Below are 20,165 nucleotides of genomic sequence, written 5' to 3'. Positions count from 1 at the left end.
AATGTTTATCACTTTTGAAGGTCTTGATGGTAGTGGAAAAACTACTGTTATAAACGAATTACTTAAAAAATTAAAAGATAATTTTAAATTTTTAGATTACGTACTAACTAGAGAACCAGGTGGTAAAGATATAAAAGAATCAGAAAAGATTCGTGAAATGATTCTTGATTCTGATTTAGAATTTTCTCCAATCACAGAAGCGCTCTTATATACTACCAGCAGAAGAATTCACATTGACAAAGTTATTCTTCCAGCGCTAGCTCAAAATAAAATAGTTTTCTGTGATAGATACTACGATAGCTTTTACGCATATCAAGGTTATGGTAGAAATCTAGGAATGGAATTTACCAAAACTTTAACCGAGCTTGCTGTAGGAAAGACTATTCCAAATTTAACTTTTTTCTTTGATATTTCTCCATTTGAAACTAGAAAAAGAAGAAGTGAAAATAATTTAATTAACGATAGACTAGAGCTAGAAGATTTATCATTTCATAATAGAGTTTATGAGGGTTATTTAGAAATAATAAAAAATAACAAAGAAAACCGTTTTGTAGTAGTAGACGCTACAAAACCAGTTAACGAAATTGTAGATTTTATTTTTAATTACTTAGTTAAACATAAAGATTTTGTAAAATTTTTAAAGTAAGCTATGATCGATTTAAAAATATTATCTTCTTTAAAAGAAAAAGCCATGCAAAATACTTTGCATCACTTTTTTTTACTTAATGGTAATCATCAAGAAGTATCTAAAGAAGATATTTTAGAATTTTTAAATTCAATTAATAATAATCAAAGTTTGAATTCACTAGAAGATCTTCCTGAAAATATTATTTATTTTGATAATAGTGATGAAATACTAAAAAAAGAAGATTTTTTATCTGCTATTGAAAAATTTTCATTTAAAAATAGTGATGAAAAATCATTTTTGATTATTAATAATTTAGAAAAAACATCTAATGTTGTTTTAAATGCAATTCTTAAAACAATTGAAGAGCCTAGCGATAATATTTACTTTATTTTTACAAGTAAATATTTATTTAAACTTCTTCCTACAATAATTTCTAGAGCTTTTGTAATTAACGTTTCAAAGGTAAGCCAAGATCAAATACTATCGCATTTATCTAGTGATAAAAAATTTGATGAATTTGAATTTTTTATTTCATATTTAGCAAAAAGTTTTTATCAAGCCGATGAATTTAATAGTAAATCTTACAAAGATTTTACGCAAAAATTTATTGAAGTTTTAGATTTTGCGCTATATGAAAACATTTATAAACTTGCTTCATTTTTAAATGAGCATATTGAAAAAAATTCAATTAAAAGTGAATTTGTAATTGAGTTTTTAATTCTATTTGCAAAAATAGAAATTTTTCAAAATAAAAAAACAGAAGAAAATAAGTATTTTAAAAGTCTTTTTGGGTTATTTGAAAATTATAAAGATGCAGAAATATCTTTTTATTTAGTTATAACTTATATAGATACTTATTTAAATAATAATTTAAGAAATAGTAACTATTATTTAAATAAGCAAAACTTGATTTTAAATATACTATCTTTATATGAGTAAACTTTATTTAATCGGAACACCAATTGGTAATTTAGAAGACATCACTTTAAGAGCTTTAAATAAACTTAAAGAAGTTTCAATTATAGCTTGTGAAGATACTAGAGTTACTTATAAATTATTAAAGCATTATCAAATTGAAGGTAAGAAGTTATTTTCTCATAATAAATTTAATGAAAAATCTTCTGCTAAAGGATTAGTTGATTTAATTTTGCAAGGTAATGACATTGCACTTGTTTCCGATGCTGGAATGCCTTTAATTTCAGATCCTGGTTTTGATTTAATAAAGCTTTGTAAAGAAAATAATATTCAAATCGAGCTAATTCCAGGAGTTTCGGCAGTAACAAGTGCTTTTGTTTTATCTAATTTTTCAGATACATTTACATTTTGTGGATTTATCAAAGATAAAACCAACCAAAGAGTTAATTATTTGAAAAACTTAACTCAAGGAACTTATATTTTTTTTGTATCGCCACATAAAATTGAAAAAACGCTAGAAGATATAAATTTAGTATTTAATGGAAATGAAAAAATTTCACTTTCTAGAGAGCTAACTAAAAAGTTTGAAAAAACATATCATGGATCAGCGATAGAGGTATTAAATACTTTAAAAACTAATTCAGAAATCTTAGGAGAATTTACTTTAGTGCTTCATATTCCTAAGGTTAAAAAGGCAAAAATTTCTAAATATTAACGCATATAAAACGTTGATATTTTTTTATAAATTTTTGTGATACTCTAGGCCATGTTGTTGTATAATATGTAAATCTTAACCAAACATAATAAATTTAGAAAGGATAAATATGCCTACAACTAATCAATTAGTTAATCGTGGACGTACTTCAAAAGTTCAAAAACAAAATGCTCCTGCATTAAGCTGAAGTTACAACTCATTAATTAAAAGATCTAAAAAAATGCCATCACCATTTAAACGTGGTGTATGTACTCGTGTGGCAACAATGACACCTAAAAAGCCTAACTCAGCTCTTCGTAAATTTGCCCGTGTTAAGCTTTCAAATGGTATGGAAGTTACTGCTTATATTCCAGGTGAAAAACACAACATTCAAGAACACTCTGTTGTTTTAATTCGTGGTGGTCGTGTTAAAGACCTTCCTGGGGTTAGATACCATATCGTTAGAGGTACTCAAGACGTTGCTGGAGTAAATAACCGTAAACAAGGTCGTAGTTTATACGGAACCAAAAAAGACAAAAAATAATAATTAATAAAAATAAAAACTAAGAAAGGTAAAATGTCAAGAAAAAAATCTGCAAAAGTTCGCGAAGTACTTGCTGATCCAATTTTTAACTCAGTAGTTGTTACTAAGTTAATTAATACCATTATGCTTGATGGTAAAAAATCAATTGCGCAAGATATTTTATATTCTGCATTTGATCTTGTCAAAGAAAAAACAAAAAAAGATCCAATGCAAGTTTTCACTCAAGCTGTTGAAAACATTACTCCACAACTTGAAATTAGAACAAGAAGAATTGGTGGAACAAACTACCAAGTTCCAACTGAAGTTTCTAAAAGAAGAAAACAAACATTATCTCTTAGATGACTTGTGCAATATGCACGTTTAAGAAATGATAAAAGCATGGACCTTCGTTTAGCTAACGAAATTATCGATGCTGCAAATAAAACCGGTGGTGCTATTAAAAAACGTGAAGATACTCATAAAATGGCAGAAGCTAATAAAGCCTTTGCTCATTTTAGATGATAGGCGAGCATGGCAAGAGATTACGATTTAAAAGATTACCGTAATATCGGAATTATGGCTCATATCGATGCCGGTAAAACCACTACTACTGAAAGAATTCTTTACCACACTGGTAAAATCCATAAAATTGGAGAAACTCATGATGGTGTTTCACAAATGGATTGAATGGAACAAGAAAAAGAACGTGGAATTACCATTACTTCAGCAGCAACCACTGCTTATTGAAAAAATAAAAGAATTAACATAATCGATACCCCAGGACACGTTGACTTTACAGTTGAAGTTGAACGTTCTTTAAGAGTTTTAGATGGTGCCGTTGCGGTTTTAGATGCTCAATCAGGAGTAGAACCTCAAACCGAAACAGTTTGAAGACAAGCTACAAACTATAAAGTTCCTAGAATTGTTTATGTTAATAAAATGGATAAAGCTGGAGCTGACTTTGAAGCTGCAGTTGCTTCTGTTAAATCACGTCTTGGAGGTAACGCTGTTGCCATTCAATGACCTATAGGATCTGAATCTAATTTCAATGGAATTATCGATTTAGTTACCATGACTGCAACTACTTATAATGGAGAATCTGCAGAAGAAGAATTCCCAATGGAAATTCCTACTGATTTACTAGACGTAGCTAAAGCAAAACGTCAAGAATTATTAGAAGCTGCAGCTAACTTTGACGAAGAAGTTATGATGATGGTTTTAGAAGGTGCAGATGTAGATATCGATACCTTTAAAAACACAATTCGTAAAGCAACTTTAACAAGTGAATTCTTCCCAGTTGTTTGTGGAACATCATTTAAAAACAAAGGTGTTAAGAAAATGATTGACGCGGTAGTTGATTATCTACCTTCACCTTTAGATATTCCACCAATTAAAGCTTATTTAAATGACCAAGAAACAGATGTTGTGGCTACCGACGATGGTGAATTTGCAGCGCTGGCTTTCAAAGTTATGACCGATCCTTTTGTTGGATCACTTACATTCTTTAGAGTATATCGTGGAGTTTTAGAAAAAGGAAGCTACGTATATAACTCAACTAAAGAACAAAAAGAGCGTATCGGACGTATTCTACAAATGCACGCTAATAACCGTGTAGAAATCGACGAATGTAGAGCTGGAGATATCGCTGCCGCTGTTGGACTTAAATTCACCACAACTGGAGATACTCTAGTTGGTGAAAAATCACCTAAAGTTGTTTTAGAGAAAATGGTATTCCCTGAACCAGTTATCTCTCAAGCACTTGAACCTGAAAGTAAAGCAGCTAACGAAAAACTTTCACTAGGTCTTCAAAAATTATCTGCAGAAGATCCTACTTTTAGAACATATACCGATGAAGAAACTGGTCAAACAATTATTTCAGGTATGGGTGAGCTTCACCTTGATATTATTGTTGACCGTCTAAAAAGAGAATTCGGTGTTAAAGTAAAAGTTGGTGCGCCTCAAGTTTCATATCGTGAAACAATTACCAAATCAGCTGAAGTTGAAGGTAAACACATTAAACAATCAGGTGGAAAAGGTCAATATGGTCATGTATGACTTAAATTTGAACCTAACCACGATCAAGGTTTTGAATTTATAGATAAAATAGTTGGCGGAAAAATTCCAAAAGAATATATAAAACCAATTCAAAAAGGTCTTGAAGAAAAAATGGCAGTTGGAATTCTTGCCGGATATCCAATGATTGACGTTAAAGCGACATTATTTGATGGATCATACCATGATGTCGATTCATCTGAGTTAGCTTATAAAATAGCAGCTTCAAAAGCTCTAACTAAAGCTAAAGATTTAATTGGAACAGTATTGTTAGAGCCTATTATGGATGTTTCTGTAGTTGTTCCTAGCGATCACATGGGTGATGTAATTGGTGATTTATCACGTCGTAGAGGATTAATAAGCGATCAAGAACAAAGAAATGACGGAGCTGTTATCGTTAGAGCTAAAGTTCCTTTATCAGAAATGTTTGGTTATTCAACAGAACTTAGATCAATGACTAGCGGTCGTGGTACATATCAAATGCAATTTGATCACTATGAAAAATGTCCTAAAAATATTTCAGATGAAATAATCAAAAAACGTAACATTCAAAACAAAGACGAAGAATAATAATTTATAAAGTCACCCTATGGGTGATTTTTTCTTCAAAAATTTGATAAAAAAACACATAAAGTGCTAATCTTAAATAACAATACATATACAGGCTACATCTTGAGTTTCCAAGTTACAATCTTTTAAAAAACGAATACATCTACGGTATAGTTGTATTCGTTTTTTGCCTTAAAAATTACTAGAACTATTTCTCTAGTATGTTGTAAAATCACTATAAATTTTGTTTAACTCTTTGTGCTAAGGAACTAAATTATTTGTAATTTCTGATACTACTTCATCATTTACTATTTTTGTGTGACAATTATGAATTTCAAAGCATCTAAAAATTTATTAATTTTAATTTTTTGCACTTCGCCATTTCTTTTATTCCCAACAATGAAAAGAAAATAATAGCAAAATCAAAAACGAATTATGTTTTTGATTTTTTTCACACAAATATAGTGATATTTGTAAAAAAAGTTAATTATTTAATATAATGAAAAAAATCAAAGTAATTTCAAAGGATTTAATATTGAGTTAATTAAAAAAGGATATATCAATATTTCTTATAAAAATGATGCAGAATTTGTGCAAGAAAAAATCCTAAATGGTTTTAATCATAATGTTAATTATGATTTATTAAATAAACTTAATTTTGTACCTAAATTTTTAGGTAGCGATAAAAAATTTATAAGGTGAGAATTTATTGCAAATAATAAATTTAAATTTAATGATTCAATTATTAAGGAAGTTGCTAATAATTTAAAACAACTTCATAGCTCAGATTTAAAATTTCAAGAAAACTTTATGCACAAAAGATTAGAAGCATTTTTAGAAAATATTAAAAAATTAGATAGATTAAATGATATTGTGCAAAAAAGTTGAATATTATTATCTAATAGACTTAAAAAATTCAGATTTAAGCACACCCATTCATAATGATTTATATTTTCAAACATTTTATTAACAGATGAAGAAAAAGTGTATTTTGTTGATTGAGAATATGCTTCAATGGGTAATAAATATTTTGACTTAGCTCTTTTTGTTTGTGCTACTGATTTAAGTGTTGAAAATGAAACAGAACTTCTTTTACAATACAAAGATGTCAATTTATATGAGTATTTAAACGAAAAACTTGTGGCTTACTTTTTTATTTGCACTTGAGCAATAGCTAAAAATGAAATTCCAATTAATATTAAATATTTCTTAACAAAATTAGAAGATTTTTACAACTTGGTTGTTTATTTAAACAACTTAAATAAAAAGCAAATTGAACAAGTTTTATTTTTAGATCTTGACGGAACAACACTTGATACTCATATTAATGGAAGAAGTTCATCAACACAAAAAGTTAGAGATTTCTTAGGGCACTTAATTAATTTAAATACTTTATATGTACCTTCGACAGGACGTGGATTAAATTGAGAAACTAAATTAATTGTTGATGAACTTGGATCTAAAAATTATATTTTAGGTAATGGTGCACAAATTGTTTTTAATGATGTAGAAATTTTTGCCAAGCCAATTAATTCAGATGTGTTTGATAATATTTCTAAGCAATTCAGAGCAAGTGGAGCAGTTGCTCTTATTAATTTTAAAGATACTGAAATTAGTTATTGTTCAAATGAAGAAATTAAAAAACAAGCAAATTTCTTTTACAACTTACAATTTGCAAATAATGATTTTGAAATTGAATCAAAAGTATTTAGAATGTTAATTTGACATTTTAAAAGCAATGTTTCAAGAAAACTTTTCAAAACTTGAAGTGAAAAATATCAAAGTCAAATTCACATTACTAAATCGGGACCTAATGATAATTTCATTGAAATTACAGATGCAAAAGTTTCAAAAGGAATTACTAAAAAACTTTTTGCCACATTAATTAATAATTCAAAGGTTAAAACAGTTCATATTGGTGATTCAATGAATGATTCTACTGCTGTTGGACAACTTGATGAAGTGATTTCAATGAAAAATGGATCAGAAGAGTTTAAAAAACTAGCAAATATTGTTAGTGAATTTAATAATAAAGATGAAGGTATAATCAATACAATTAAAAAGTATTGTTTTTAAAATGAAGAAAATTACAAAATATTTACTTTGATCAATTGGATCAATTTCCGCTTCTGCTACATTAGCTGGATTAACATATTATTTACTTAATAGAAAAAAAGATTCTATGTATAAAATTCCGGTTAAAGATGTGTCTAATTTAGAGAAAATAAATGTTTTAAGTAATGAATTGTCCAAAAAACAAGCAGAAATATTGAATAATCATTTATATAGTGATGAAAAAATGACTATTTTTTATAATAGAAAAATACCAAAAAACATTGAATCACATTATTATATTGTGAATCTTTATAAAAAATCATTATTTCAAAAAAATAGCATAGAAAAAGAAATGTTTAAATTATTTACATTTAGTGATTTATCAAAAGTACCGATTGTTATATTTGACAATTATTTATATACATTTTCTTTTAATGAAAATATGAAAAAAGAAAGTTTTATAAATGATATTAAAAGTTATTTATCAAAGAATTTAGATGATAAAAATAATTTTTTTACTATTAAAAACTTTGGAGGAATAACGATAAATGATATAGCAAATATGAATATAAAAATTTATGTTGCATTAAAAGAATTGGGTCTTAAAAATATACTTAATGAATTTGATTTTTTAAACAAATTAAATTATCTTAAAAACTATCTTTTAAAATGAATTAGAGAAACAAAAGATGAATATGAAATAAAAAGAAGTTTAGAGTTTATTTTAAAAATAAAATTAATTTTAAATGATAAATCATTAAATTCAGAAGAAGAAAAATATTTAAGCGAGATAGAAAATGAGATTTTAAAAGAGATAGAATCAGTAGAAAATTTAAGCGTTTCGCAATTAGAATTCATATGAGAGTTTTTGAAAATATTTAAGTTTTATGATTTTAAAACCAAAGAAGATATTGTAGTTATTATAAAAAATAAATATAGTAATATATTCAACAATATATTAAATAAGATGGAACCTAGAAATATTTTTATGTTTTATACTTTTTTTAAAGAAGAATTCAATTCTATTGATAATGAGAATAAAAGAATGTTTTTTGAAAAATATTTAGAAAAAATAAATGTTTTTTATGATTGAGATTTTTTTATTGCATATTCTTATACTTTATTTAAAGAAAGTGATATTTCATTAGTTGAAAAATCAATAGATAATTATTTAGATTTTATTTTAAATAAAAATGATATGTTTTGAGACTTAAATAAATTAATTAATCTATTTTTTATTTTAAAAATAAAAATTGAAAATAATTTGTTATTTAACAAAAAAGATATTATAAGAAACGTTCTATTAAATAATTTAAAACAAGACAAAAATATTTTCAACATTTTACTTAACGTTGCGAATTTATTTCTTTTAAAAAAAATAGATAGTAATCTCGAAATTGAAGTTTCTCAATCATTAATAAGAGAAATAGAAAAAATAATTAATAGGAATGACATTATAGAAGATATAAAATTTTTAATATTATTTAAGAATTTAGCAACTTTTTTAGATGTTGAAGTTAATTGAAAAGAATTATCAAAAAAATTCAATTTTATTAATAAATATAATTTTTTGTTTAATATAATAAGTGAAGAAAAAGATGTGTTATTAAACGATATTGATAATTTATTTGATTTATATTCTTTAATAATAAATAAATGAAATCAAAGTTTAAAAAATTTTTAGCAAGTTTTGGAATTTTATCAGCTATGATTGTTGCGCCAAGTGCAATAATAGCATCTACAGTTAATAAGAAAGAGGCAAATGCATTTTTTGGTAAGAAAACAGAAATGATTTGAATACAAAAGGGTGAGAAACATGTAGATGTAAATGATTATAAAACTTCTCATGATGGTAGGGTTTGAGCGAGAGACTATTTTTGAAGTAGTGATGAAGTATTTTGAAGAGGGGTTGCTGAAGCAAGAGTAGAAAGAGTTTTATTTGATAGTACTTTACCTAATAGAGTTGTTTTAGGAGTAGAGACATGAGTTGAAGGTAGTGGTAGACCAAGTGTATCTTCTTCAATTGATATTAGTCAATCTAGCGGTTTAGAGGCAAGTTTAGGAATATCTTCTAATCCAACCGAAAAAGGAAGAAGTTTTAGTTATGTTTTTGAAGACACAAATACAAGTAGTGTACATTATTCATATTCTGGACGCATATGATCATGAAGCTATGTTGGTATTTCTACAAATCCCTTTTTAAAGAAAAGAATAAAGTAGTTATTGTTGATTCTATGACTGATAATTCCTATGAGTATAAAAAGTATGTTTCCTAATGCTTTGAATTTAAATAAATAATTAATTTATGATTAAAATATTTAACTTAAACAAAAAAATCAATGATAAAAAGATTTTCTCAAATATAAATTTAGAAATACCAATAAATAAATTAACTTTTATAATAGGTCCTTCTGGCGTTGGAAAATCAACTTTATTAAATGTATTAGGTGGCATTGATAAAGAATATGATGGAACCATTGAATATAATTTTAATAATATCTCTATAGATCCATCAACTTTATTAAAAAACAATTATGTAGATTTTATTTTTCAAGATTATAATCTTTTTGAAGATTTAAGTGTAGAAGACAATCTAGTTTTTCCATTAAATTTTTTAGGACATAATTTAAGTAAAGAAGAAATAATAAAAGTAATTAATGAATTAGGTATAAAAGAAATTCAATTAAATGAAAAAGTGAAGAATTTATCAGGTGGTGAAAAGCAAAGAATTGCTATTGCAAGAGCTATATTAAGAAAATCTGAGTTTATTTTAGCTGATGAACCTACTGGAAATTTAGATACTAAAAATAGTGAAAATATTTTTAAAATATTGTCTAGTTTATCGAAAAAAAGATCTATTATTGTAGTTTCTCATGATTTAGAAGCGGCTAAAAAATATGGTGATTATATTTATGATTTAAAAAATAATGAATTATTAGAAAACAAACCAACTTGTAATGAGTATTTATTTAATGATATAAAAAATAATTTAGGCAAAAATAATTTTTGAAATAAATATAAACCATTACTTAAGTTTTCTTGAGCCGGAATTAAAAGAAAGATTATTTCTTTTATTTTAATGATTTTTCTTATTTCTTCAACATCTGCTTTATTATCAAATACTTATTCCTTGCATAATAATTCTCAATTTGTTTCTACAAAATATTTTAAAGAAACAAATTCTGATTTTATAGAATTAAAATATCAAACTTATTCAACAAATTTAATTGATATTAAAAAAATTGATGAATTAAATAATAGAATTGGTAATTTATCTTCAACTTCATACTATTCATATTATCCAGAGTGAAGAATTGTTGCATTAACTAATAGTGATAAAATATTAGAACTAAATTTTAATGAGATTGACAATTCAAGTTTTTGAACCAATAAATTAGCAAGTATGAACATTATTGGAAAAGCAAGTTTAGATGTAAATGAAGTTATTGTTTGAAAAAAAGATGCTGAAAAGTATAATTTAGATTTATACACAAATAATGAATTAAAAATAGATAATGGAATAATTTTAAAGATTGTGGGTATTGTTGATTATGATGATATGATAGATTTATCTAATTATTATTCCTATATAAAGAATAATGAAAAAATAAATATATTTGTTAGCACAGAGACAACGAAGAAAATTTCATTAGAAATAAATAAAAATTCAAAATTTAGTTTTTCTATTCTAAAATATATTGATGATGAAAATGCTATACAAATTGCAAATTCATCAATGATTGATTATGATGAAAATTTAAACGATAATGAATTTACATTGATATCTCCTGTAAAAAAACAGTTAAATATCGGAGAAAAATATAAAATTCATAGCGATTTTCATATTGATATGGATTTAACATTAAATAATTTTTTAATAGATAAAAATTCTGAAAATACTAAAATTAAATTTAGTAAAAAAACATTTGAAAATTTTAAAAAAATATATTCAGAGTACATAAGTGGATATCCTAATAGTCTTTTAATATATTTTAATAATGCTGAAAATCTAAAAAAATCTTTAAATTTACTCAATGATTTAGCTAAAGAAGATTCAAAAATAGTAATTCATACAAATTTTGCTTCACTAGGTAAAATGATTGTTGAAAATAGTAAAGATACAACAAAAATTATTCTTATTTTCGCTATTTCTATATTTATGATTTCAATAATTGCCGTTGCTATTTTTTCACATTTAATAGTTAGTTCTAAATCTAAAGAAATTGCTTTACTAAAATTATTAGGGTTGAATTCTAGACAAAGTTTAATCTATCATTTATTTTCATTTATTTTTGTTACTTTAGTTTCAATTGTTTTTTCTTTATTAATAATGTATCCTATTTATTTAATTTTTACATTATTGATTAATAATTTAGCTTTATTAAAATTTAATTGATTATTAAATGTGACAACATTGTTTATATTTTGATTAGCTATTTCATTTGTTTCATTTTTAATATACTTTTTTGTATCTCTTAGAAAATTTTATGCAAAAACAAATAGACTTCTTAAAGAGAAATAAAAATAAAATACTTTTATTTATTTTATTTTTATTAATATTAGTTATTGTTTTTATTTATTTTTTACTTTTTTTTAGTTAAAATTAATGGCAATTCAATGCTACCATTATTAAAAAATGGTGAATGAAAATTAGCTTTCAAATATGGCCCATACAATCAAAAGGATATAATTATTTTTGAACAAAATGGTGTTAATGTAGTCAAAATGATAGTCGGAAAAGAAGGTGATAAGATTATTATTAAAAATAATAATCTTATCACTAGTTTATTTATGGGTAATTTTGGTGATGATATAGAATTAATAGTTCCAAAAAATCATTTTTTTGTTTTAGGAACAAATTTAAATTTTAGTGATGATTCTAGAGTTTTTGGTTTTATAAACTCTCACCAAATAATTGGAAAAATATTATTTTAATAAAATATAGGGTTAGCCTATATTTTATTTTCAAGTTTTTAATCGATAAAAAATTTAAAAAATGCGATAAACTAGGGTATGTCATTGTATAAGTTAAAGTTAGAGCATCTCAAGTTTCATAACGTGGAACAATTACCAAATCAGCTGATGTTGAAGGTAAATGCATCAAACAATCTGGAGGGAAAGAACAATACGGACACGTATGAATTAAATTTAAACCTAACCCAGATCAAGAATTTGAATTCGTTGATAAAATTTTTAGTGGAAAAATTCCTAAAGAATATATAAAAACCAATTCAAAAAGGTTTTGAAGAAAAAATGGCAATTGGAATTCTTGCCGGATATCCAATGATTGACGTTAAAGCGACATTATTTGATGGATCATACCATGATGTCGATTCATCTGAGTTAGCTTATAAAATAACAGCTGCAAAAGCTCTAACTAAAGCTAAAGATTTAATTGGAACAGTATTGTTAGAACCTATTATGGATGCTTCTGTAGTTGTTCCTAGCGATCACATGGGGTGATGTAATTGGTGATTTATCACGTCGTAGAGGATTAATAAGCGATCAAGAACAAAGAAATGACGGAGCTGTTATCGTTAGAGCTAAAGTTCCTTTATCAGAAATGTTTGGTTATTCAACAGAACTTAGATCAATGACTAGCGGTCGTGGTACATATCAAATGCAATTTGATCACTATGAAAAATGTCCTAAAAATATTTCAGATGAAATAATCAAAAACGTAACATTCAAAACAAAGACGAAGAATAATTAAAGTCAAAAAAATGCAACCTTTAGACAAAACTAAAATTGCATTTTTTTCTTATTTTTTTATAGAAAAATATGTCTATCGAGTCTTTTTCTAATAACAAGTGTTGTTGCCAGAAGTATTAAAAAGAAAAGAAATTGCATTATAAGAGGGAAATATATTCAAATATCAAATTCTTTTGAAGAAATATAAAACTTGAAAATTAATGGCAATGTAACATAAGGATTTAATAGAGAAATTGATCAAAGAAAATTAACACTTTTTGCATATTCTACCGTTATATCTTTTTCTAAATAAAAATTAAAGTCAGCACCATAATGTATTCCTAAAACATATGAAACAAAAAGCATTGCTAAAAATAAAATTTTTATTCATACACTTGTAAAAGTTAAAAATAATGTAAATAAAATTGAAGCAATAAAAATACTAATGCAGCCAATTATGTATGTTAAAAACCTGTTATTAAAATTTTCAGTAAAACGGCTTTGTGGAATTTGATATGAATAATAATGAAAAATTTCATTTGGATCTAGTCTTATTCCTACATCAGGTTCTAATCCTGATCTTATTTTTTTTGCATCTTGAAGTCAGATATTAAATTTAAAAATATAATCCATTCCTAATATTCTTAACAAATTAATAATTAAAAAAATTAAGAACCAAAAAATAACTAAATAAAGACCAATATATCTAAAAGTTTTCTTATTTCCATTTAATAAAATAATTCTTTTATAATAATCACTTTTATAAAATATTTTTAAATAATGAGAAAACATAGAAACAGGAATTATATAAATAAAAATTAAAACAAAATATAAAAAATAACCTTGTTGATAAAAAGCTAATGAATAAAAAACTTTTTGTTCTTCGCTAGTTGGAATTCCTTCTATTGTTCCTGGCTGACTTTTAATAATTCAATCGACTTTTCCAGGATGATTATCAGTTGATCAGTTATTGTAAATAGCAAAAAACGAAACTAAAATAAAAGAAAAATAAAAAATTGAAACAATTAAGCAATAAATTATAGGAAAACTAAATTTTCTAAAAAATATTCTATAAAACATTTTTGAATTTTTTATTGTCATGGCATTTTAATTATATATTGAATTTTTATTTTTTAGGTATTTATTATATAATTTAAGTGTACATGAAACATTATGTACGAATAATTTGTTAATTAATTAATTCTATAACTAAAGAAAATAATTCAAAAATAATTAGTTATATAATTAATTAATAGAAAAGTTAAAGGAATAAAATGAAAAAGCTCAAAAAATTATCTCTATTGGTGTTTTCATCAATGGGCGTTTTTTGCCTTTTCTCCGGCAATTCAAAGCGAATTTAACGCTTCGAATAAAGATAACAATTCTAATTTAGAATCAAAATATGTGGCAAGTAGTGCTAATGTAGATTTTCAAAATTACGAACCTCAATACGCATTTTCTTTGCCTGTTAAATCATATGATTACGGTGGAAGTGTTTATCATTGACATAATAAATATTTGCCAGAAAGAATTTATTTTTCTAAATATGCTGATAATTTTAATTCTAATAGATTCACATTAGAAGATAGAAATAAAATTCATGAAGAATTAAATTCACAAAATTTAGTTGAAGGGAATCCAAGAATAACATTTTTAGAATCTCCTATTAATAATAATTATTGGGAAGGCTTGGTAGATTTTAATAATAAGAAATATTTTGATAAAAATATTACTTTTGTAGGTAGCAGCACTCAAAATACTGGAACAATCCATCGAAATTGATGGTTTTACGGTCCAACACCTTCAAATCATGCAACGCTTGTTGGCTCAATTGCAGCTGGATTAGATGGTGTAAATCCTTACTTAGATAAATTTTCTCTTGTTTTAAATTCAACAAACGGAACATGGCAAGAATATAACTGAGTAGAGGCCAAAAAAACCGATATTTTAAATATGTCTTATGGTCTTAAAGCAAAGTTAGGTAGATATAAATACGATTCTGATAGTCATGATGTTACAAAATTAGCATATGAAAATAAAGAATTAATTATAGTTAGATCCGCTGGAAATGATGGCGCTGAAACTGATCCAAACAAAAGATATATAAATGGAGGAAGCTTAGCATCAAATATTATTGTTGTTGGTAGCAATAATAGATATGGGCATAGATCTTTTACTTCTAATTACGGAAGTTATACCGGCAGACAGGTAACATTATTAGCCAATGGTGAATACTATTTTAATAATAATGAAGATGGATATAATAGTGGAACAAGTTTTTCTGCCCCATTTATTTCAGGAATTTTGTCTTTAATGTTAAGAAAATACAGAAACGTTTATGATTTGGGTCATAATAATTTAATTGCGCTATCTACACTAAGCGCATCTACATATAATTCTGGTTCAAATATTAATGAAAATGGCGCAGGGACTTTTGATTATAAAAAAATTGGTCAAGCTCATGAAAATTTAAAATATTTTGAAATTAAACATTCAAGCAACTATTCTAGAGGAAGATTGAATTCTTATGCAGATTATGGAAATTGAATTCAAGTTAAAAGTTTTTATGCTAAAAAAAGGCCAAGTAGCAAGAGTTGCTTTATCTTGACTTGAAGAGCCTGTTGATAATAACAGCGAAAAAATACATGATTTTGATTTAGAGTTAAGGGATTCTAAAGGAAATGTAGTCGCTTCTTCTAGGTCTTCTACGCGAAATATAGAATTTATAAGAAAATTTTTAGAAAAAGATGATCAATATTATGTTTACGTAAAAGCGTTTAAACCTTTAGAAAGACAACAAGTCGAAGAACTAGCCTTAACACATACGTTAGGTGCAGATTAGTTATGTATCTGATATTTGGTTAAATATTTAAACAAAATATCAATTTATTTGATATTTTGTCCTAAATTATCATTCCCAGTGCAACACTCTTAAATAGGGTGTTGTTTTTTATAAAATTGAAAAAAGATATAAAAAAAGATCCCCAGCAAAGGAATCCAAAATGAATTATAACACTAAAAAATATTCAAGATTAAATTTAGAAAAAAGATACCAAATAAGTTTTTTATTTAATGTACAAAAAGAATCTATTTCCAAAATAGCACAAACATTAAATATTCACAAAAGTACTATTTCTAGAGAATTAAAAAGAAATTTAGATAATTTTGGTCATTATTTTTGCGAAGTTGCACAACAAAAAACAAATTTAAGAAAAAAATATAGGTCTTTATTTAAACATCATTGAGCATTAGAAAATGAATTTGATCAAAAATTTCAAAAATATTACAACAAAAACATTCACGGTGTAAAAGCTACTATTAATAAAATAAAAACAGAAAATCCAAAAATGAAAACTCCTTCATTTCAAACAATTTATAGGTGAATAAAAACTACAAAATGAATTTTTAGACCAAGCAATAAACTTCGTCAATATTACAAAAAAGGTGGGAAAAGAACTAAAACAATTTCAAGGTTATTAGATGTAAACAAATATGTTTTACCTATTTGAGCAAGAAGAAAATCAATAAATACAAGAAAAGAATTTGGACATTGAGAAATGGATTTAGTTATCGGTAAAAAAGCACATAAAAAACAAAATCTTTTAGTTATTGTTGAAAGAAAATCAAGATTAGGTTTAGCTATAAAAGTTGTTTCTAAAAATCCTTTTGAAATTCATAAAAAATTAAATATGTTAATTAAAAAATATGATTTAACAATAAAATCCATAACAATCGATAACGGAATTGAATTTGAAAAAATAAGTATTTTTGGAAAACAAAAAGATATTCAAATATATAGAGCAGAACCTTATGCTTCTTTTCAAAGAGGTAGCAATGAACATTTTAATGGTTTAATAAGAAGGTTTTTTAAAAAAGGAACTGATTTTAATGATGTTTCTGATGATTTATTAGAAGATGTTGTAAATCAAATAAATGAAATGCCAAGAGAAATTTTTAATTGAGATAATTCTAAAAATTTATTTTTAAAAGAAAAACTCAATCATAATAAAGAAAACTTTATATAATTGAGTTTTTATGTTGCACTAGAAGTGAGAATTTGGGACAAAATATCAATTTATTTGATATTTTGTTATTTTTAAAATAAAAATTATGCAAAATTATAAAAAAAATTCAACAAAAATGTTTTATAGAATATTTTTTAAAAAAATGTCCGTACCAATTGCATATTCTCTTATTGCAATTTTTATATATTATTTTTTCTTCACTCTTTCTTATTATTATGTTTCTCAGCAATTTTCTGTACAAAATTTTTATGAACGTTTAAAAGACGAAAACTCTTTTGATTCAAAATGAATTTTCTTTCGAATAAATTTATCATTTAAATTTTTCAGATATGAAGATTTTAATTTTTTCGTTTTATTGTTTTTTTATTTTTTACCAATACTTATTTGAAGTTATTATTTAAGGCTTTTTTATAAAAGTGATTATTATAAAAGAATTATTTTATTAAATGGAAATAAGAAAACTTTTAGATATATTGGTCTTTATTTAGTTATTTTTTGGTTCTTAATTTTTTTAATTATTAATTTAGTTTCTTTAAAGCCAATTGATTATTTATATAAATATTTAGCTTGAAAAGAAGGTGGCGATAGTAATTATAAAAACTATGTAAAATGAATTCCATGATTAAACCCCTTTATTCTCGACGATAGCAAATTTAAAAGAGAAAATTTTCCCTATAATGGATTTAAAATTGAAGAAACTAACTTTTTTTACTTAGAGAATAAATTTTTCACCCACATATTTTTAATGTTCTTGTCTTTTTTCACAGCAATAGCATTTGTTTCAGTTTCATTTTATATAAATAAATGAATTTTATATTTAATTTATTTCTTAACACTTGTTTCACTAATATTAGATAGTTCAAAAATTTTAATGGTTTTCTTTCCTTATGATGAAGCTTATCAATATATTGGTTCCGAACTAAAGTTCAAAAAGTTTTTGGTAAAAATTCCGTTTTCTTTTTTTAATCCTTATTCTTTATTAGATGTATTTGCAAGTTTTCATTTTTTGTCAAAAAAAATTACAATAAATTGACTTTTTCCTGTAATTTTGATTTCTATATTTAATTTTTCAGTTTTAGCATTTTCTGCTTGAACAATGAGAAGAAATTTTAAATATTCATTTTTATAAAATAGGAGAATTATGAACAAAATTTTAATAGTTCAAAACTTAAATAAAACTTATTCAAATTTTTGAGGAAGAAGAAAAAAACAAGTTTTAAAAGATTTATCATTTGATCTTTACAAAAGTGAAAAGTTAGCAATCGTTGCAAAAAACGGAGCCGGAAAAACAACCTTAGCTAAAATTATTAGCGGATATATTGGTTACGAAAGCGGAGAAATAAAATATAACTACGAATTTACTTGATCTCCATACGAAGAAATATTATTAGAGTTTCAAGAATCACATAATATACCTTTTCATTTTGTTGGAGAACTTATAAATGATTATAAAGTTCGTGGAAAAGAACGTTTAATTAGTAAAGACTACGAATCATATTTATATGAAAAACTTAACATTAAAAAATTTAAAGGTAGAAGGTTTTCAAAGCTCTCTGGTGGTGAAAAACAAATTTTAAAACTTTATTTAAGTTTAATAGTTAAAACTAAAATACTGATTTTAGATGAATTTACTTCAGCGCTTGACTTTGAAAATAAAAAGTTTGTAAGAGAGATATTAATGGAATATCTTGAAAACTTTGACGTAACATTAATTCTAATTTCTCATGATGCCGGAGAAATTAGAAGAATAGCGGATAGAATAATTGTTTTAAGAGATGGAAAAGTATTTAACGAATTAAAAGACATTAAATCTAAATTCAAAAATGACGACGAAATTGAAGAAGTACTCAAAGAAAATATTGAAGATATTGCAGCAACAAATTTAAATAAAAGTAATACATTTTTAAATTTCAAAAGAAAAAATAAATAGAAATAAATTTAAAAAAACATAAAATATGAAAATTATTTTATGTCCCCATATTGTAAAGTGCAAGTTACCACTTACAATTTAATAAAATTGCCGATTTTTAAAAAATCGGCTTTTTTTTATTAGTTATTATTTTTTCTTTTTTAAGTATTTGTGAATTTTGTTTCTTGGTACAAATTCTTTAGCTCTGGTATATAGTGGCATATCTTTAGGAATTGGATTTCATAAATATTTGTTTCAATTATATTCATGAAACATTTCGTTTGGATGCTCTCAATTTTTTAGAAATTTTCTTCAAGTTAGATTTAATATGTTTTAAACTTTTCAAATTTCAAGGTCATTAATTTTTTCAAAGTTAGTGCTTTTTTTGAAATATCTTCGAATGTATTTATTGATATTTTAGGTAGTTACTTTTTGATGTGAAGCATAAGGATGAGCTTTATAAATATAAATTTTAATCTATATCCTATATAAAAAATTAAGTTAGATTTTCAGCCTTGATCTATGGTAATGGATTTGACATTAAATTCAATAGCCTTTAACTAAATTTAAAAGTTCTAGATTAATGTTTCACGGATTTTTAGTCATTATTTTTTTAATTAAAACAAATCTGGTGAGTCTTTCTTGGAAAACTAGTAAATGAGCTTTAGTTGCTCTTTTGCCAACGATTAAATCCGCTTCCCAGTGGCCGAATTCTTTTCTTAATCCGATTTTAAAAGGCCTAACTCAGCGTTTTCCAACAAGCCGCTCTTGGAGAGATTTTTGCCTTTTGCCGCCAAATACATAAATTGCTTCTAAGTAAATTTTTGCGATTTATTTTTCAAATTTTTGAATTAATTCAATTGTAAATCGTTTTAATTGAAAGACATTTAATGCTATAGTTACGCTTGATAAATTCCACAGTCCTTTCAACTGGAATTTCCTTGGCGTTATAAATTTTTAAGAATTTTTCTTTAAATTCTTGGAATTTATAAATTTCAGATTTAAGTTTAAAGTGGTTTTTTAGTGAATTCTAATGTCATGTTTTTCCCCAAGCTAGCTTGGCATCATAACCATATTCACTTGAGTTTTTCTAATTTCTTTAATCAATGAAAAATGACAAATTT

Annotated in this window: 18 protein-coding genes and 1 pseudogene; 17 read left to right on the top strand and 2 right to left on the bottom strand. The window is 25.0% G+C overall.

From position 1 onward, the window contains the following. The first annotated feature begins 1 nt into the window (after position 1). From tmk to fusA (VY93_RS00220), 13 genes and pseudogenes are all read left to right on the top strand, one after another. Positions 2 to 646: a dTMP kinase gene (gene tmk / locus VY93_RS00280; RefSeq protein ID WP_011283216.1), complete on the top strand. Its 645-nt coding sequence runs from the start codon at positions 2 to 4 to the stop codon at positions 644 to 646. A gap of 3 nt (positions 647 to 649) precedes the next feature. After that, positions 650 to 1,567 carry a hypothetical protein gene (locus tag VY93_RS00275; RefSeq protein WP_020002846.1) on the top strand — a complete coding sequence of 306 codons (918 nt, stop codon included), beginning with the start codon at positions 650 to 652 and terminating at the stop codon, positions 1,565 to 1,567. Continuing rightward, positions 1,560 to 2,258, top strand: a complete 699-nt coding sequence (gene rsmI / locus VY93_RS00270; protein ID WP_020002847.1) for a 16S rRNA (cytidine(1402)-2'-O)-methyltransferase — start codon at positions 1,560 to 1,562, stop codon at positions 2,256 to 2,258. Before VY93_RS00275 ends, rsmI begins: the two co-directional genes overlap by 8 nt. A 109-nt stretch (positions 2,259 to 2,367) precedes the next feature. Further along, positions 2,368 to 2,781 carry a 30S ribosomal protein S12 gene (rpsL, locus tag VY93_RS00265; protein ID WP_011283213.1) on the top strand — a complete coding sequence of 138 codons (414 nt, stop codon included), beginning with the start codon at positions 2,368 to 2,370 and terminating at the stop codon, positions 2,779 to 2,781. Between the two features lie 33 nt (positions 2,782 to 2,814). Next, complete coding sequence (gene rpsG / locus VY93_RS00260) at positions 2,815 to 3,285, top strand: 30S ribosomal protein S7 (RefSeq protein WP_020002848.1); 471 nt, start codon at positions 2,815 to 2,817, stop codon at positions 3,283 to 3,285. Between the two features lie 6 nt (positions 3,286 to 3,291). Then, a complete protein-coding gene (gene fusA / locus VY93_RS00255) occupies positions 3,292 to 5,382 on the top strand; it encodes an elongation factor G (RefSeq protein ID WP_011283211.1) in 2,091 nt (696 codons plus the stop codon). Positions 5,383 to 5,952: 570 nt separating this feature from the next. Further along, positions 5,953 to 6,303 (top strand): hypothetical protein, encoded by a 351-nt coding sequence (locus VY93_RS00250; RefSeq protein ID WP_026365142.1) that lies wholly within the window; start codon positions 5,953 to 5,955, stop codon positions 6,301 to 6,303. A 42-nt stretch (positions 6,304 to 6,345) separates the two neighbouring features. Then, complete coding sequence (locus VY93_RS00245) at positions 6,346 to 7,437, top strand: HAD hydrolase family protein (RefSeq protein WP_223211462.1); 1,092 nt, start codon at positions 6,346 to 6,348, stop codon at positions 7,435 to 7,437. 1 nt (position 7,438) lies between these two features. Then, complete coding sequence (locus tag VY93_RS00240; protein ID WP_020002782.1) at positions 7,439 to 9,100, top strand: hypothetical protein; 1,662 nt, start codon at positions 7,439 to 7,441, stop codon at positions 9,098 to 9,100. Beyond that, complete coding sequence (locus tag VY93_RS00235; protein ID WP_020002781.1) at positions 9,073 to 9,636, top strand: hypothetical protein; 564 nt, start codon at positions 9,073 to 9,075, stop codon at positions 9,634 to 9,636. The genes VY93_RS00240 and VY93_RS00235 overlap by 28 nt, the downstream gene beginning before the upstream one ends. Positions 9,637 to 9,721: 85 nt before the next feature. Then, a complete protein-coding gene (locus VY93_RS00230) occupies positions 9,722 to 11,938 on the top strand; it encodes an ABC transporter ATP-binding protein/permease (RefSeq protein ID WP_020002780.1) in 2,217 nt (738 codons plus the stop codon). 44 nt (positions 11,939 to 11,982) lie between these two features. Beyond that, positions 11,983 to 12,351, top strand: a complete 369-nt coding sequence (gene lepB / locus VY93_RS00225) for a signal peptidase I (protein WP_020002779.1) — start codon at positions 11,983 to 11,985, stop codon at positions 12,349 to 12,351. 92 nt (positions 12,352 to 12,443) lie between these two features. Then, positions 12,444 to 13,125 (top strand): annotated as a pseudogene (gene fusA, locus VY93_RS00220) (elongation factor G); the annotation flags it as partial. Positions 13,126 to 13,185: 60 nt separating this feature from the next. On the opposite strand, the gene VY93_RS00215 reads toward fusA (VY93_RS00220), so the two are convergent. Continuing rightward, the gene (locus VY93_RS00215) at positions 13,186 to 14,208 is read right to left on the bottom strand and encodes a hypothetical protein (protein WP_027332492.1); all 1,023 of its coding nucleotides are present in this window, start codon (positions 14,206 to 14,208) and stop codon (positions 13,186 to 13,188) included. A gap of 303 nt (positions 14,209 to 14,511) precedes the next feature. Between VY93_RS00215 and VY93_RS00210 the strand changes: the two genes are divergently transcribed. The 4 genes from VY93_RS00210 to VY93_RS00190 all read left to right on the top strand — a co-directional run bounded on the left by VY93_RS00210 (position 14,512) and on the right by VY93_RS00190 (position 19,062). After that, positions 14,512 to 15,735 carry a S8 family serine peptidase gene (locus VY93_RS00210; protein WP_020002734.1) on the top strand — a complete coding sequence of 408 codons (1,224 nt, stop codon included), beginning with the start codon at positions 14,512 to 14,514 and terminating at the stop codon, positions 15,733 to 15,735. Then, positions 15,674 to 15,949, top strand: a complete 276-nt coding sequence (locus VY93_RS00205) for a hypothetical protein (RefSeq protein WP_020002733.1) — start codon at positions 15,674 to 15,676, stop codon at positions 15,947 to 15,949. The genes VY93_RS00210 and VY93_RS00205 overlap by 62 nt, the downstream gene beginning before the upstream one ends. Before the next feature lie 160 nt (positions 15,950 to 16,109). Next, positions 16,110 to 17,132, top strand: a complete 1,023-nt coding sequence (locus VY93_RS00200; RefSeq protein ID WP_020002725.1) for an IS30 family transposase — start codon at positions 16,110 to 16,112, stop codon at positions 17,130 to 17,132. 1,141 nt (positions 17,133 to 18,273) lie between these two features. Next, the gene (locus tag VY93_RS00190) at positions 18,274 to 19,062 is read left to right on the top strand and encodes an ABC transporter ATP-binding protein (protein ID WP_020002730.1); all 789 of its coding nucleotides are present in this window, start codon (positions 18,274 to 18,276) and stop codon (positions 19,060 to 19,062) included. Between the two features lie 126 nt (positions 19,063 to 19,188). Here the strand turns inward: VY93_RS00190 and VY93_RS04335 are convergent, their stop codons facing one another. After that, the gene (locus tag VY93_RS04335; protein ID WP_258454424.1) at positions 19,189 to 19,317 is read right to left on the bottom strand and encodes a hypothetical protein; all 129 of its coding nucleotides are present in this window, start codon (positions 19,315 to 19,317) and stop codon (positions 19,189 to 19,191) included. Between the last annotated feature and the right edge of the window lie 848 nt (positions 19,318 to 20,165).

Origin of the sequence: Mycoplasmopsis synoviae ATCC 25204 (genome assembly GCF_000969765.1) — a bacterium.
GTDB classification, from domain to species: Bacteria; Bacillota_I; Bacilli_A; order Mycoplasmatales; family Metamycoplasmataceae; genus Mycoplasmopsis; species Mycoplasmopsis synoviae.
This window is presented reverse-complemented; position numbering and strand designations above follow the sequence as displayed.